Below are 14,897 nucleotides of genomic sequence, written 5' to 3'. Positions count from 1 at the left end.
CAGCAGGAATTCACAGGTTCTCAGGCGTAGTGTGTACTTCATGAGCACGCTCAAGAAAGCATCTGATGCCACCAAGCTAGTGTCCCAACTCCGTGAGAGTTTTGATTCTGGTCTGACAAAGAAGCGCCAGTGGCGCATCAACCAGCTCACTGCACTGAGACAGCTGATTACGGACAATGAGAGTGTTCTAGAGGCAGCACTTGCTACTGACCTTGGGAAATCTGCCACCGAAGCACAGCTGACAGAAATTGGCATCATCCTCGGTGACATTGATTATGCGCTGAAGAATTTGTCATCGTGGCTGAAGCCTCAGAAAGTCTCTATCCCGCTTGCGATGATGCCGGGCAAAGCCTTCGTGGTGAGCGAGCCCTTGGGTGTGGTGTTGATTATTGCGCCCTGGAACTATCCTCTGCAGCTTTTGCTTGCACCGTTGATTGGTGCCATTGCAGCGGGTAATGCTGCGGTTCTCAAACCCAGCGAAATGGCTGCAGCAACCTCAGCTGCCCTAGCCAAGCTCATTCCGGTGTATCTGGACACTCGTGCCGTGGCAATCGTGGAGGGCGCCGCGAAAGAAACCGGTTGGCTACTTGAGCAACGCTATGACCACATTTTTTACACCGGCAACGGACGGGTCGGCCAGATAGTTCTCGAGGCTGCAGCCAAACACTTGACTCCCGTCACTCTCGAGCTTGGCGGAAAGTCTCCCATCTATGTCGATGAGACGGTTGACCTCGAGGCAGCCGCGCAGCGCATCGCGTGGGCAAAATATCTCAATGCCGGTCAAACCTGCGTTGCTCCGGACTATGTGCTGGCCACTTCAGCTGTGCAACACGAGTTGGAAGCTCACCTGGTTGCCGCTATTGCTTCCCTGTATGTCCCTGTACCCAAGGATTCTCCCGACTATGGCCGGATCATCAATCAGGGACATTTCGAACGTCTCACCGGGCTCCTCCAAGACGGACGCGTTGTTGCTGACGGTGCCCCGGATATGAAACAGAAGTTCATTCCACCAACCGTGCTCGCTGAGGTTTCCCGCGATGCACCCGTGATGCAGGATGAAATCTTTGGGCCTATTTTGCCGATGATTACCGTGCAAGACCTTGATGACGCCATTGATTTCATCAATTCCAAGCCGAAGCCGTTAGCTCTATATGTTTTCAGCGAAAACACTCTGGTGCGTCGCGCCTTCACCGAACGAACCAGTTCAGGCTCTCTTGCTTTCAACGTTGCTGTGGTGCAGCTGAGTGTTCCCGAGCTTCCGTTTGGGGGAGTAGGTGCCAGCGGCATGGGCGCCTATCGCGGCAAACGCTCTTTCGACACGTTTAGCCATGAGAAAGCCGTCTTTGCCAAGTCCTTCAAGCCGGAAACTCTTGCACTCATTTTCCCTCCGTATACCGAGTCAAAAAAGAAAATAATTCGTGGTTTGCTGCGCAAACTGAGCTAAATAAGAACCGAAGCTGACTGTTTGTCAAAAAACGCTGTTTTTTGTCTGAAAAACTGGACAGTCTTCTTGTTTGGCTCCAAAAGACAGACATAGACTCAAAGTCGACCCACAAAGTCCTCTCAACACAGCAATGGAGCTGATAACCAGTGTCTGAACAGACAACACCTTCAACACGTCCAATCGACACTCTGGGATTGTCCTCAACCGACAAGGTGGGCAATTTCTCGGGGAATGCGCAACTGCCCATCGCGCCGGCAGCTACTCGCACAGAAACCGACTCACTCGGAGCCATGCAGGTTCCAGCAGACGCATATTGGGGTGTTCACACCGCTCGTGCTTTGGAGAATTTCCCCATTGCTAAGCGTCCTATCTCAGTTTTCCCTGAACTTATTGTTGCCCTGGCTTGCGTCAAGCAAGCGGCTGCCCGTGCCAACCTAGAAATTGGTGTGCTCGATCCCCACAAGGCCGAAATCATCGATCGCGTCTGCCAAGAAATCATTGACGGTGCTTGGCACGAACAGTTCGTTGTGGGAATCATTCAAGGTGGTGCTGGAACCAGCACCAACATGAATGCCAATGAGGTTATTGCGAACCGCTGTTTGGAGCTGATGGGCCACGCCAAGGGCGCATACCAATACATGCACCCCATTGACGATGTGAACAAGTCCCAGTCCACCAATGACACCTACCCCACCGCGGTGAAGCTGTCTTTGGCTTTTGCACTTCCTCACCTTCTCAAGGAATTGGGTCTGCTTCGCGATGCGTTCAACGCTAAGGGTGAAGAATTCAAGCACATCCTCAAAGTTGGTCGCACCCAGCTTCAGGATGCTGTCCCCATGACTCTGGGGCAGGAATTCCATGGCTTTGGAACCACCTTGGGCGAGGACTATGACCGTTTGACTGAGACCGTGTGGATGCTCAGTGAAATCAACCTTGGTGCTACCGCTATTGGTACCGGAATTACAGCTGATCCTCGCTATCGCGAAGCAGCCGTGCGCCACCTGGCGCAGATTTCTGGTCTCGACATTCAAAGCGCCCCAGATCTCATTGAGGCGACTAGCGACGCCGGTGGTTTCATGAGCTTCTCTGGAACGCTCAAGCGCTCTGCCATCAAGCTTTCCAAGATTAGTAACGACCTTCGATTGCTCTCTTCTGGTCCCCAGGCAGGTTTGGGAGAAATTAACCTTCCTGCCCAGCAGGCAGGCTCTTCCATCATGCCCGGCAAGGTGAACCCTGTAATTCCTGAGGCGGTTAGCCAAGTTGCGTATGCAATCGCTGGTAATGATGTCACGGTAACTATGGCAGCTGAGGGCGGCCAGCTTCAGCTCAACGCCTTTGAGCCTGTGATTGCCTACTCACTTCTGCAGGGCATTAGCTGGTTAGCCCAAGCTTGCATGACACTGCGCGTGAACTGTGTCGAAGGAATCACCGCCAACGTTGAACGTCTCGAAGGAATGGTTGCCTCCAGTGTCGGTGTTATCACCGCACTGATTCCATTCATTGGCTATGGTCCTGCAGCAGAGCTGGCTAAACAGGCTCTCAAGACTGGACGTCCCGTTTCAGACCTCGTTGTTGAAGCAGGATTGATGTCCAAAGAGGATGTCTTGCGTGAGCTCTCCCCAGCCAAGATTTCAGGAATGGAAGCCTAAACTCAGCGCAGTTTACGCAGCACTGTAATCGGCAGTGCGATCCAAATCGTGGTGATAGTCACCACTGCACAGATTCCGCCGATGATTCCTGCCGTGGTGCCTAAAACCATGTTGAAAATGAGGGCTACCGTGCCGGAGAGCACAAGCGCGACCAAAATCAGGGTCAGACGGAGCAGTACTTGAGTTATCGACACCACCCGGGCTTTTGCTCCAGGGTGGCCAAAGAGTATGCGGTGAAAACTCACAGGTGCAATCGCGAGCACGGTAGCCAATGTTGCCGTGATGACCAGAGACAGGTAGAGATTGCGTTCAAATAAGCTGATCGTCTCAAATGAGGGTTGAAAGCTGAGCGTGAGCAAGAATCCCATCATGATTTGTGTTCCGGCTTGGGTCACACGCAGTTCGCTGAGCTGTTCTGTCCACCTGCGCTCCAAGCGGTCGTATTCGCTTTCTTCGACCTCAGGGTCATAGTTGGAGCGCGAAATGTTCGTCATGGGTTCCAGCCTAGCTAGGCTTACTTATCGTGAGTACACCCACTGAAGTTGTGATGCAACGTATGCTGACGGTTCCGGATTTTCCTTCGAAAGGAATCTTGTTTCGGGATTTGACTCCGGTCTTTGCCCACGGCCCTTCATTCCGAGCTGTAGTAGATGGGCTCATCGAGCCTTTTACCGGCAAGTTTGATGCAGTTGCCGGTCTGGAAGCCCGCGGCTTCCTGCTTGCCGCTGCCGCAGCAATCGATGGGGGTGTGGGTGTTCTTCCTATCCGTAAGGGTGGCAAGCTCCCTGGCGACATCATTGGCGAAACCTATGACCTTGAATATGGAACCGCCACACTGGAGGTCAACCCAATTTCGCTTCCAGCAGGTGCTCGTGTTTTGGTGTTGGATGATGTGCTGGCAACCGGTGGAACCATCAACGCGTCGGTGTCGCTCATTGAGCGGGCAGGATGGACAGTGGCAGGAATTGCAGTGGTGTTGGAGTTGGAAGCCCTTGAGGGGCGCCAGCGATTAGCAGGCCGAGAGATTCATTCACTTCTTACTCTCTAACCCCTTTCAAACCTCTACGCTTAGAGTCATGACAATCCCTACCGTGACTCTTAATGATGGCCTCGTTCTTCCCCAGATTGGCTTGGGAACATACAAGCTCACCGACGATGACGGCATTGCCTCGATTGTGTCTGCCATTCACTCGGGATACCGCCTGATTGATACGGCAACGCGTTATAACAACGAGGTTGAAGTAGGCAAGGCAATCGCCGAATCGGGTGTTCCACGCGAAGAGATTATTGTTACCACCAAGCTTCCAGGTGCTGCACACGGTTTTGATGAAACCATGGCTTCATTTGAGCTCAGCCGTCAAGCGTTGGGCATGGACTACATTGACCTATTTCTTATTCACTGGCCTAATCCCAGCGTGAATCGCTATCTCGATTCTTGGCAGGCCATGATTGAGCTCAAAGATGACGGTCTTGCTAGAAGCATTGGGGTGTGTAACTTCACAGAGGAGTTCCTCACCCGCATTATCGATGCAACCGGTGTGGTGCCCTCGGTCAACCAAATTGAGTTACACCCCTACTTCCCTCAAGCCCACATGCGTGAAGTCCATGCCAAGCTGGGCATCCAGACGGAAAGTTGGAGTCCACTGGGTAAGACTGACGAACTGCGCCAGGAAAAGATCATTGTTGATCTTGCTCAGGCCCGTGACGTGACACCAGCTCAGCTGATACTTCGCTGGCACACCCAGCAAGGCTTGATTCCTCTTCCCAAATCTGCCGACCCTGAACGTCAGGCCTCGAACCTGTACAGCTTTGGTTTTGACCTTACTGATGAGGAGATTGGTCTCATCTCCAGCCTTGAACGTGGTCGCCTGTGGGGCGGAGACCCCAACACTCATGAAGAAATGTAACCGGGAAATTCCCAGTTAGAAAGTTTTTCTAAGATGTCTGCGCACGATTCTCGTTTTCTCTTCAGTGGCGGTACCGTCTACACCCTCAACCCTCAACAACCTGTTGCCGACGCCTTGGTGGTTGAGGGTAAGAGCATTGTTTATGTCGGGGATCTCTCAGGTGCACGTGAGTTTGTCACAGAAGACACGAGGGAGATAGATCTCGCCGGCGGCATGTTGCTCCCAGGGTTTATTGACGCACATGATCATCTGATTATGGGTGCTGCCACAAAAGTGGGAGTTGACCTCAGCGGGATAACCGGGACTGCGCAGGTGTGTGCTGCCATCACAGAGTGGGTCGATGCAGCACCTGAAGGAACACTTCTTCGAGGTCACGGGTGGATGCCAGCATCCTTCGAAGAGGGAACACCACGCAGGCAATGGCTCGATGAGATTACCGGTGACCGCCCGATGGCACTGCTGTCGGCCGATGCTCATGACATCTGGTTCAACACTGCTGCAATGAACGTGTGTGGACTGACCAAGGACAGCCCTGATCCGGTGCCTGGTGCACAGTATTTTGTCCGAGATGAGGACGGCTGGCCAACAGGCCATGGTGTTGAGGGTGCAACCTGTTTGCTAATCGGCTCACGCTTAGGTTTCTTTTCACCCGAGGGCATCACCGAAGCAATGAAGCTCACGGTTGATCCCGCCCCATCTTGGGGGATAACTGCGACCTATGACGCGGGAATTCTCATCGGAGAAAAGCAAGACGAGTCAGAACCGATCTTCCAGATGCTCGTCGAGCGAGACAAAGCTGGCAATCTGCCAATTCGAATTGTTGGTTCGGTGTGGACTAGGAACGCAGATGATGTGCCCCAGCACGTCACGGACACGTTGGTTCAGTGGAATAAGAAATACGCTTCAGAGCATGTCAGCGTCAGTGTCAACAAACTCTGGGCAGATGGAACCATGATGAGCTTTGGCTCCTTGCTTTTGGAGCCTTTCTGCACGGGAAGTCATGGCCGCGGCACCATGTCCTTCACACCGGAGCACATCGAGGCTCAAATTGAAGCGACTCAACGTGCTGGTTTTGATATGCACATCCACAACGACGGTGATGGCTCTGTTCGAGTAATCCTGGATGCCATAGAGCGAGTGCAACAACGTATTGGGCGTGGTGATTCACGTCACACCGTCTGTCACAACACGTTGGTTCACCCCGACGATATTCCACGCTTTGCCGAGCTGGGCGTTATTGCGAATGTGACACCGATGTGGGGAACGAACTACAACGGTGTCTACATCGATGTCTATGAAGAACTACTTGGGCCAGAGCGCGTCGAATTGGAATCTTTTCCATATGGCGATCTGGTCAGAAGCGGCGCTGTCGTCACCTATGGTGCCGATATTCCAGGGGTTCTCATCTCAGAAATCGCTCCCTTGATTCAGATAGAAGCAGCTGTAACAAGGCAGCGTCCGGGATTCGCCCACGATCGTGTCTTTATAGAGCGGCAGCGGGTGAATCTTGAGCAAGCTTTGGCTGCAGTCACCATCAATGCTGCGTATCAAATACGAATGGAAGACCAGATTGGTTCACTTGAGGTGGGCAAGCGGGCAGATCTTGTCGTTCTCGGACGAAACCTGTTTGAGATTGACCCTCACGAGATTCATTCAACGCCCATCCTGCTCACCATGATGGATGGAAAGATTACGTTCGAGCAGAACGTGAACGCTTAACCACTGTCACAATCACGGCAACGATAACCACCCCGAGGGTAAATAACACGTTGGGGCCGTTCAAGATGAGCAACACAATGGTCATCGCAAGAGCCACGATGGCAACCCACCAATCCCAGCTCCAGCGGGGAAAGATCAACACCGCGGCAGTCATACCTAATACATAGATAGCCACCATGGAGCTCAAGTGGATAGGGATGAGGGTGAGTAATTGGAAATCTTGGGCAAAAAGAACGCCAAAGAAAACAATCGAAATAAACAGTGACAACATCAAGCTTCGGCGAGGAATCTCATCTGGTTCAGCGCCTTTGGCGAGATAGCGGGGAAGATCTCCGTCTCGGCCTAGTGAAGCACCGAGCTTGCCAATGGCGGCCAGATAAGCATTGAGCACCCCCAAAGACACGATGGCGGCAATGCTGGCAATAATGATGGAGCCTGCTTTGGGGGCTGTTTCATTCACCAAGGTGAGTAATGGAACACTGCCCTTACCGGCGTCTTCACCCAGAACACCAATGGTCACCCACTGCAGTGCCAAATATGCCAGGCCGACAATTACGAGTGCAATTGCTGTTGCTATAGGGATTGTGCGGCGAGGGTTCTTAAACTCGGCGGCGATGTGGGTGCCAACTTCCCAACCAGCAAAAGCCCACACGAACAAGCTGATGGCCACACCCACACCAATCCACCCGTGTGGCATGAAGGGAGTGAAGCTTTCTTCCTGCACCGCTGGTGCACCATAGGCAATCACGCCAACGACGACAACAACGAGGAGCGCACTCAAACCGAGTTGAACCCAGCCGGCAACTTTCACTCCGAACAGGTTGAGGGTGAAAGGAACTAAGAACAACACCCCGGCAACTAATGGCAGTAGAGCACGGTCAGCGCCAGTAATAGCAATGACATATTCAGCACCCATCACCGCGACCACCGGCTCGCCAGCAGCAACACCGAAGTAGAAAAGATACCCAGCTACGCGTGCCCAGGTGTTACCCATCGATTTGCGCACATAACTGGCAACACCACCAGAGTCTGGATAGCGAGCAGCTAAAGCGGCAAAGGTTCCAGCCAGGGGGATGGAAAGAAAGAAGATGATGGCAACCGAAAGAATTGAGGCGGGTCCTGCAACCTGTGCGGCCAAACCAGGCAAAACCAAAATTCCGGTGCCGAGAACGCTGGCAATGTAGAGAGCGGTTCCTTGCGCAATACCTAAGGTGCCTTTGTGTTCGCTCACTTACTCACTCTGCCATGAAAACAGGTGCTGCCAGGACTTTTCGAGCCCGCACATGCGACATCTCATACGGAGCTAACCGAGGAAGCCGCGAAGAAGCGCAGCGGAACCTGAAACGTGATCAGCCATCGCAGCACGTGCCTTTTCCGAATCACCCGTCAAAATGGCCAACACGATTGCCTCGTGCTGTTCGTTGGAGTGGGAGATGTTTGGTGCCAGCAAAGGAATACCATCGAGCAATTCGTTGATCCGCATGCGTGAGGAGGCAACCTCGGAGAGTAACGAGGGTGAGCCAGTGAGCTCTGCAATGAGCAAATGCAGTCTGGAATCGAGCATGCGGTAGTTCTCTGCCGTAGACAGAGAAGTTTCCTTTAACACTGCCCAGAGCTGTTCTCTTTCAACCGAGGTCAAGCTTCGAACAGCAGCGAACTCGGCGGCGCCACACTCCAAAATTTCACGCAAGATGAGGGCATCCTCGAGTTCATCGTGTGTGAACTCGACATTATGGGTGAGCTCACCATCACGACCCATTCGAAGGGGTTGGCTGGGCAGATTTTCCGCCACGAAAGTTCCGCCATAACGACCGCGTTTGACGAAAAGATAACCAGCATCAACCAGCGCAGAGATCGCTAAGCGAACGGTGTCACGGCTGACCTCAAGCATCGCGGCAAGTTCTCGCTCGGGAGGAAACTGTGCCCCGGGAAGTGCAAGACCTAAGCGAATAGTTTGAAGAAGTCGCTCCACAGTTTCTTCATAGGTGTTTCCACCACGAACAGGCCGTAGTAACAAATCCCCGTTGAGAGGATTTGCTGCGACGGCCTGTTCGGAGTGAAGCTCTGGAGACATTGGAGGTGGTTTAGTCCAGAGGAGTGACGTAAGCAGATGAAATTCCGCCATCAACCAGGAATGTTGATCCTGTGATGAAGGAGGAGTCATCACTTGCCAAGAATGCGACGGCTGCAGCCAGTTCTTCCGGCTTGGCGAAGCGGCCGATAGGGATGTGAACCAGACGACGCTGTGCCCGCTCGGGGTCCTTAGCAAAGAGTTCCTGAAGCAGGGGAGTGTTCACCGGCCCAGGGCACAGTGCGTTAACGCGGATTCCCTGGCGAGCAAACTGGACACCCAGTTCACGACTCATTGCAAGGACACCACCCTTGGACGCGGTGTAGGAGATCTGAGAGGTTGCAGAACCCATCACGGCAACAAAGGATGCGGTGTTGATGATTGATCCGCTTTGCTGCTTGACCATATGGCGCAGTGCAGCACGAGAACACAGGTACACAGACTTGAGGTTGACATCCTGAACCTTGTTCCAAGCAGGAAGTTCGGTTGTTTCGATGGAGTCATCGTCGGGAGGAGAAATGCCTGCGTTGTTGAAGGCAATATCGACCGAGCCATAAACCTTGAATGCAGTATCGAAGAGGTTGTTAACCTGATCCTCGTCTGTAACGTTTACGAGAACAAACAGGCCACCAACTTCAGCTGCCGCTTTCTCGCCAGATACGGGATCCATGTCGCCGATGACAACTGTTGCGCCTTCAGCTGCAAAGCGCTTTGCGGTGGCAAAACCGATACCACTTGCACCACCGGTAATGACAGCAACCTTGCCAGCGAGACGCTGGGTGAGGTCAATTTTTTCGATACTCATTGTTTTCTCCTTTGTGAGGTTTATGAAAAATATTTAGTCAGCGGGGATGAAGACGTTTTTCGTCTCCGTAAATGCCAAAGCCGCATCGGGGCCCAGCTCACGACCCAAACCGGATTGCTTGAAGCCGCCAAAGGGAGTGTTGTATCGCACAGACGAGTGCGAATTCACGGACAAGTTTCCTGATTCCACACCGCGTGAAATGCGTATTGCGCGCCCCACGTCTCGAGTCCAGATGGAACCAGACAGGCCATACTCTGTCGCGTTAGCGAGCTCAATAGCGTCTGCATCATCATCGAAAGGAAGCACTGTGACAACAGGACCAAAGATTTCCTCGGTCGCACTGACGTGGTCACGAGATCCTGGAGTAAGAACGGTGGGAGCAAACCAATAACCAGCACCCTCGGGTGCGGTGCCACGGAATGCCACGGGTGCGTCACTGGGGACATAGCGAGAAACACTCTCGAAGTGGTTCTTGTGAACCAGAGGCCCCATTTCGGTTGCCTCATCACGCGGGTCACCAACCTTCACACCCTTGACTGCTGGTTCGAGGTATTCCATAAACTTTTCATACACACTTCGCTGAACCAAGATGCGACTGCGAGCGCAGCAATCCTGCCCAGCGTTTTCAAAAACTCCGTAGGGAGCAGTTGCCGCCGCTTTTTCGATGTCAGCATCAGCAAAGACGATGTTGGCACTCTTACCGCCCAGTTCCAGCGTGACGCGCTTAATTTGGTCTGCAGCGCCTGCCATGATCCGCTTGCCTACCTCAGTTGAGCCGGTAAACACTACTTTGCGTACAGTCGGGTTTGTAACAAAGCGCTCGCCGACCACAGAACCCTTACCGGGCAAGACTTGGAAGAGCCCTTCGGGTAATCCAGCCTGAAGCGCGAGTTCCCCTAAGCGAATGCTGGTGAGGGGAGTCCACTCGGCTGGTTTGAGAACGACTGCATTTCCTGCCGCCAATGCGGGAGCAAAACCCCACGAAGCAATGGTCATCGGGAAGTTCCAGGGCGTAATCACGCCGACAACCCCAAGAGGTTCTTGGAAGGTGACATCGAGGCCGCCGGCGACTGGGATCTGTTTGCCAAACAGACGCTCAGGCGTTGCTGAGTAGTACTCCAGGACGTTGCGCACGTGTTCTGCTTCCCACCGTGCTTGACCAATGGGGTGGCCTGAGTTTCGAACTTCGAGTTGTGCCAGATTTTCTACATCTGCATCAACCGCATCAGCGAATAAACGCAGCGCTGCTGCGCGGTCTGCTGGGTTGCGTGCTGCCCACTCTTTTTGTGCTTTCTGGGCCTTATTGATGGCCTCATCGGTTTGTTCCAGACTGAGGTGCTCAATTGTTTCCCCGGCTTCTTCCGTTGCGGGATTGATGATGGTGTAACTCACGATGAGCTCCTTTGTGATGAGGAAAGACTGCGACGGTGGGTGAGGGCATACTCTCGAGCTGCCTCAACAAGGCCTTGGAATAGGCCAATATCTTCTGGAGTTTGTTCGGGGTGCCACTGCACAGCTAGCCCAAACGGAACGTCATCAAGCTGCAATGCCTCAATCACACCGTCTTCGGTTGTGGCAACGACAGAAAGGCCTTCGCCGACTTCCCCGATGGCTTGGTGGTGGTACATCGCACCCACAGGGGAGTCATTGTTCAATACGTTTGCCAAAAGTGAGTCTTCTTTGACGTTGACGGGGATGTGGCTGAAGTTTCCCTGACCTTTTTGATATCGATCATCCCCAACAACCTCGGGTAAGTGTTGAATGAGATCTCCACCACGAATCACGTTGAGCATTTGTGCACCACGGCAGATGCCAAGGAAGGGGAGCTCTCGTTCAATAGCGGCGGTGAGGAGTTCGTCCTCGAGGCTGTCACGATCTGGGCGCGGTTCATCAGTGAGTGGGTGGGGTGTTTGACCATAACGAGCTGGGTCCACGTCTTTTCCACCACAAATAATCAAGCCATCGAGGCCGTCAAGAATGGTATTGGCAATCTCTGCGTTGACGGCCTGTGGCGGGATGAGAACAGCTATGCCGCCAGCTTTATTGACTGCGTCAAAGTACACCTTCGGCAGGAAGGCAGCCTGAACGTCCCACACGCCCGACTTGGCTTGTTCGAGATAGGTAGTGAGCCCGATAACAGGCTGTGGTTTAGAGTCGTTCGAAGCCACGGACACGCTCCCAGTCGGTGATAGCCGCGTCGTAGGCAGCAACTTCAATACGGGCGTAGTTGAGATAGTGATCCACTACTTCTTGGCCAAAGGCTTGCTTGGCAATCTCTGACTGCGCGAAGAGTTCAGCGGCTTCGCGGAGGGTCGAAGGAACACGGGGAGCGCCGCCGGTGTAGGCGTTTCCGGTTGTGATGGGTTCAAGTTCCAGTTCATTTTCGATGCCGTGCAGTCCTGCTGCAATCAATGCGGCAACCGCGAGGTACTGGTTCACATCTCCACCAGGAACTCGCTGCTCCACACGCATCGCGTGGCCTTGGCCCACCACGCGCAATGAACACGTGCGGTTGTCTAGACCCCAGGCAACTGCGGTGGGGGCAAAGCTGCCGTCAACGTAACGCTTGTAGGAGTTAATGTTGGGGGCAAAGAACAAGGACAGTTCACGCATGGCAGCAATTTGCCCTGCTAGGAAGTGGCGGAACAGTTTGCTCATTCCGTGATCTTGGCTCTTATCGGCAAAGACAGGGTTGCCGTCCTTGTCACGCAGGCTGATGTGGATGTGGCACGAGTTTCCTTCGCGCTCATTGAACTTAGCCATAAAGGTCAATGATTTGCCGTGCTTGTCAGCGATGACTTTTGCTCCGCTTTTGTAAACAGAGTGGTTATCGCAGGTAACAAGAGCGTGGTCGTAGCGGAAAGCTATTTCTTGCTGTCCCAGGTTGCATTCGCCCTTGACGCCTTCGCAATACATTCCTGCAGCATCCATCGAGTTACGAATGTCTCGCAGGAGAGGCTCTACTCGGGTCGAGGCAAGGAGGTCGTAGTCCACGTTGTAGTCAGTGGAGGGGCGAAGGTTGTCATAGCCCTTGGCCCAAGCCTCACGGTATGTGTCATCAAAAACAATGAATTCAAGTTCTGTTCCAACATAGGGGACCAGTCCCAGCTCAGCTAGACGATTGATCTGGGTGCGCAGAATTTCACGAGGGGACTGCTTCACGGGGGTGTGGTCCAGCCATTGCATGTCTGCCATCACCATGGCAGTTCCTTCAAGCCAGGGTGCAGTTCTGAGGGTGCTCATGTCGGGAATCATGGCCATATCGCCATAACCGCGTTCCCAGCTGGAGATCGAATAACCGTCGACGGTGTTGTTTTCCACGTCGACAGCAAACAGGTAGTTGCAGCACTCGGCTCCGTGTGCCATCACGTCTTCCACAAACAAACGCGCAGAAACTCGTTTACCTACCAAGCGGCCTTGCATGTCAGTAAACGACACGATGACAGTGTCGATGCTTCCGTCCTCGACGAGGGCTTTGAGCCCTTCAGGGGTGAGGTTTCCTGCGGCACTAGACATCGTCACTCTCTTCCTTGAGGTAGGTATTTCAACCATTAGACCACCCTATTGGGTGATTACTGTCAAGTGTTATCGGGTAAATAACAGATTTATTTTTGAAAAAATTTTTGTTAAAGGTAGTTACAAGAACCAATTTGAGGCATATAGTCATCTCCAAGGAATCTCACAGCGTTGTGTGCCTCGCCTCGTATTGAGGTGCTCAACCCGAGCAGAAGGAAATTGTAAATGTCCAAAGACACCTTGAACGTCTCGGGTGTGACGTACACAACCGCAGACGCCAACTATTTCAAGAAACGGACGCTCAAGCGTTCTGCTGGATTGTGGGGCCTCTGGGGTCTCGCCGTCGCAGCAGTTATTTCTGGCGACTTCTCCGGATGGAACTTCGGAATTGGCTTCGCTGGCTTTGGTGGAATGCTGATCGCATTCGCCGTTTTGATCTTCATGTACTACGGAATGATGTTCAGCATCGGTGAAATGGCCGCTGCGATGCCTCACTCCGGCGGTGCTTACTCCTTTGCCCGTTCTGCCCTTGGTCCCTGGGGTGGTCTGGCTACTGGGCTTGCGGAAACGATCGAGTACGTGGCAACCACGGCCGTTATCGTGTTCTTCTCTGCTTCCTATGCGAACAGCATTACCGCAGAACTCCTGGGACTGTCCTTGCCCATGTTCGTCTGGTACATCATTTTGTACGCGGTGTTCGTTCTATTGAATGCTGCGGGTTCCGCTATCTCGTTCAAGTTTGCAATTGTGGTGTCCATCATCTCGATTGCTATCTTGCTGGTCTTCTCAGCAATGGCGATGTTCTCCGGCAAGCTCGACTTCAACTCGCTGTGGAACATCGCTCCTGAAGAAGGACAGACCGCATTCCTGCCATATGGTTGGTTGCCAATCCTCTTCGCTCTTCCCTACGCAATGTGGTTCTTCCTTGGTATTGAAGAGCTTCCTCTGGCAGCAGAAGAATCTCACAACCCCGTTCGTGATATCCCACGTGCTGGTTTGATTGCTCGCACAACACTGATCATCACCGGTCTCTTGGTACTCTTCCTCAACACTGCACTGGTTGGTGCTGAAGAAATCAGTGCCGCAGGTGAGCCACTGCTCGACGGCTTCCGCGCCATGGTTGGTGACGGTGCTGCGGCAGTTCTCGCATTGTTCGCACTCATTGGTCTACTAGCTTCACTGCAAGGAATCATGTTCGCCTACGGACGTAACATGTACTCCCTGTCTCGTGCTGGTTACTACCCCAAGGTGTTCTCTCTCACTGGAAAGCGCCAGACCCCTTATGTTGCATTGACCGTGGGTGCCATTATCGGTTTTGTTGCCTTGGTCACTGTTGACAGCTTGGGTGGTGCCGGTGGTGTTGCTGGAGCAATCGTGCTGAACATCGCTGTATGGGGTGCTGTGATTGCCTACGTGCTGCAGATGATCTCCTTCATCGTTCTGCGCAAGAAGTTCCCCAAGGCAAACCGCCCCTACAAGAGCCCCTGGGGTATTCCAGGTGCTGTTATCGCAGCAGTGGTATCGATTGCAATCTTCTTCGGGTTCTTTATCAACGAACCCGCACGACCAGCAATCATTGCCATCGCAGTGATCTACGCCATCATGCTGCTGAGCTTCGCAATCTACGGTCGAAAGAACCTGATTCTTTCTCCCGAAGAGGAGTACGCAGTCTCCGGTGGTCTTCACGGTGACCCACAAAAGGAAGGCTACGGCGGCAAGGTTGAGGAAGAACTCCTCGCCATGGACGGCGTAGACGACGACAAGAAATAACCACAACGCAGTCGGG

13 protein-coding genes are annotated in these 14,897 nt (G+C 53.2%); 6 read left to right on the top strand and 7 right to left on the bottom strand.

All coding sequences use genetic code 11. The annotated features are described in order from the left end of the window. The first annotated feature begins 40 nt into the window (after positions 1 to 40). Both AUMI_RS04280 and AUMI_RS04275 read left to right on the top strand, forming a co-directional pair. The gene (locus tag AUMI_RS04280) at positions 41 to 1,444 is read left to right on the top strand and encodes an aldehyde dehydrogenase family protein (RefSeq protein ID WP_096381692.1); all 1,404 of its coding nucleotides are present in this window, start codon (positions 41 to 43) and stop codon (positions 1,442 to 1,444) included. Positions 1,445 to 1,734: 290 nt separating this feature from the next. After that, positions 1,735 to 3,093 (top strand): aspartate ammonia-lyase, encoded by a 1,359-nt coding sequence (locus tag AUMI_RS04275; protein WP_096383455.1) that lies wholly within the window; start codon positions 1,735 to 1,737, stop codon positions 3,091 to 3,093. 2 nt (positions 3,094 to 3,095) lie between these two features. On the opposite strand, the gene AUMI_RS04270 is transcribed toward AUMI_RS04275, so the two are convergent. Then, positions 3,096 to 3,587 carry a DUF6328 family protein gene (locus AUMI_RS04270; RefSeq protein ID WP_096381689.1) on the bottom strand — a complete coding sequence of 164 codons (492 nt, stop codon included), beginning with the start codon at positions 3,585 to 3,587 and terminating at the stop codon, positions 3,096 to 3,098. Between the two features lie 53 nt (positions 3,588 to 3,640). On the opposite strand from AUMI_RS04270, the gene AUMI_RS04265 reads away from it, so the two are divergent. Genes AUMI_RS04265 through AUMI_RS04255 form a run of 3 tightly spaced genes read left to right on the top strand, consistent with a single transcriptional unit; the run spans position 3,641 to position 6,719 of the window. Next, entirely contained in the window at positions 3,641 to 4,141 is a 501-nt protein-coding gene (locus AUMI_RS04265) for an adenine phosphoribosyltransferase (protein ID WP_096381687.1), read from the top strand. A 28-nt stretch (positions 4,142 to 4,169) separates the two neighbouring features. Continuing rightward, on the top strand, positions 4,170 to 5,000 hold the full coding sequence (locus AUMI_RS04260; RefSeq protein ID WP_096381684.1) for an aldo/keto reductase: 831 nt from the start codon (positions 4,170 to 4,172) through the stop codon (positions 4,998 to 5,000). 33 nt (positions 5,001 to 5,033) lie between these two features. After that, a complete protein-coding gene (locus AUMI_RS04255; protein ID WP_096381682.1) occupies positions 5,034 to 6,719 on the top strand; it encodes an amidohydrolase in 1,686 nt (561 codons plus the stop codon). Here the strand turns inward: AUMI_RS04255 and AUMI_RS04250 are convergent. The 6 genes from AUMI_RS04250 to AUMI_RS04225 form a co-directional block, all read right to left on the bottom strand. Next, a complete protein-coding gene (locus AUMI_RS04250; RefSeq protein WP_096381679.1) occupies positions 6,691 to 7,950 on the bottom strand; it encodes an APC family permease in 1,260 nt (419 codons plus the stop codon). The two genes, AUMI_RS04255 and AUMI_RS04250, sit on opposite strands and share 29 nt — an antisense overlap. A gap of 72 nt (positions 7,951 to 8,022) precedes the next feature. Next, positions 8,023 to 8,793: a FadR/GntR family transcriptional regulator gene (locus tag AUMI_RS04245; protein ID WP_096381676.1), complete on the bottom strand. Its 771-nt coding sequence runs from the start codon at positions 8,791 to 8,793 to the stop codon at positions 8,023 to 8,025. Between the two features lie 10 nt (positions 8,794 to 8,803). Beyond that, the gene (locus AUMI_RS04240) at positions 8,804 to 9,595 is read right to left on the bottom strand and encodes a 3-oxoacyl-ACP reductase (RefSeq protein WP_197702048.1); all 792 of its coding nucleotides are present in this window, start codon (positions 9,593 to 9,595) and stop codon (positions 8,804 to 8,806) included. A 33-nt stretch (positions 9,596 to 9,628) separates the two neighbouring features. Next, on the bottom strand, positions 9,629 to 10,990 hold the full coding sequence (locus AUMI_RS04235; protein ID WP_096381674.1) for an aldehyde dehydrogenase family protein: 1,362 nt from the start codon (positions 10,988 to 10,990) through the stop codon (positions 9,629 to 9,631). After that, a complete protein-coding gene (locus tag AUMI_RS04230) occupies positions 10,984 to 11,763 on the bottom strand; it encodes a gamma-glutamyl-gamma-aminobutyrate hydrolase family protein (RefSeq protein ID WP_096381671.1) in 780 nt (259 codons plus the stop codon). The genes AUMI_RS04235 and AUMI_RS04230 overlap by 7 nt, the downstream gene beginning before the upstream one ends. After that, positions 11,744 to 13,111: a glutamine synthetase family protein gene (locus AUMI_RS04225; protein WP_096381669.1), complete on the bottom strand. Its 1,368-nt coding sequence runs from the start codon at positions 13,109 to 13,111 to the stop codon at positions 11,744 to 11,746. Before AUMI_RS04225 ends, AUMI_RS04230 begins: the two co-directional genes overlap by 20 nt. 225 nt (positions 13,112 to 13,336) lie before the next feature. Between AUMI_RS04225 and AUMI_RS04220 the strand changes: the two genes are divergently transcribed. After that, positions 13,337 to 14,881 carry an amino acid permease gene (locus AUMI_RS04220; protein WP_096381666.1) on the top strand — a complete coding sequence of 515 codons (1,545 nt, stop codon included), beginning with the start codon at positions 13,337 to 13,339 and terminating at the stop codon, positions 14,879 to 14,881. Positions 14,882 to 14,897: the final 16 nt, after the last annotated feature.

Source organism: Aurantimicrobium minutum (assembly GCF_002355535.1).
In the GTDB taxonomy this organism is placed as follows: domain Bacteria; phylum Actinomycetota; class Actinomycetes; order Actinomycetales; family Microbacteriaceae; genus Aurantimicrobium; species Aurantimicrobium minutum.
Note: the sequence above shows the minus strand (reverse complement) of the source record. Positions and strands in the feature narration are given on the sequence as shown.

Bases quoted from the DNA above. Each gene is read 5' to 3' on its own strand.
- AUMI_RS04280 (WP_096381692.1), top strand. From the start codon at position 41: ATGAGCACGCTCAAGAAAGCATCTGATGCCACCAAGCTAGTGTCCCAA.
- AUMI_RS04275 (WP_096383455.1), top strand. From the start codon at position 1,735: ATGCAGGTTCCAGCAGACGCATATTGGGGTGTTCACACCGCTCGTGCT.
- AUMI_RS04270 (WP_096381689.1), bottom strand. From the start codon at position 3,587: ATGACGAACATTTCGCGCTCCAACTATGACCCTGAGGTCGAAGAAAGC.
- AUMI_RS04265 (WP_096381687.1), top strand. From the start codon at position 3,641: ATGCAACGTATGCTGACGGTTCCGGATTTTCCTTCGAAAGGAATCTTG.
- AUMI_RS04260 (WP_096381684.1), top strand. From the start codon at position 4,170: ATGACAATCCCTACCGTGACTCTTAATGATGGCCTCGTTCTTCCCCAG.
- AUMI_RS04255 (WP_096381682.1), top strand. From the start codon at position 5,034: ATGTCTGCGCACGATTCTCGTTTTCTCTTCAGTGGCGGTACCGTCTAC.
- AUMI_RS04245 (WP_096381676.1), bottom strand. From the start codon at position 8,793: ATGTCTCCAGAGCTTCACTCCGAACAGGCCGTCGCAGCAAATCCTCTC.
- AUMI_RS04240 (WP_197702048.1), bottom strand. From the start codon at position 9,595: ATGAGTATCGAAAAAATTGACCTCACCCAGCGTCTCGCTGGCAAGGTT.
- AUMI_RS04225 (WP_096381669.1), bottom strand. From the start codon at position 13,111: ATGTCTAGTGCCGCAGGAAACCTCACCCCTGAAGGGCTCAAAGCCCTC.
- AUMI_RS04220 (WP_096381666.1), top strand. From the start codon at position 13,337: ATGTCCAAAGACACCTTGAACGTCTCGGGTGTGACGTACACAACCGCA.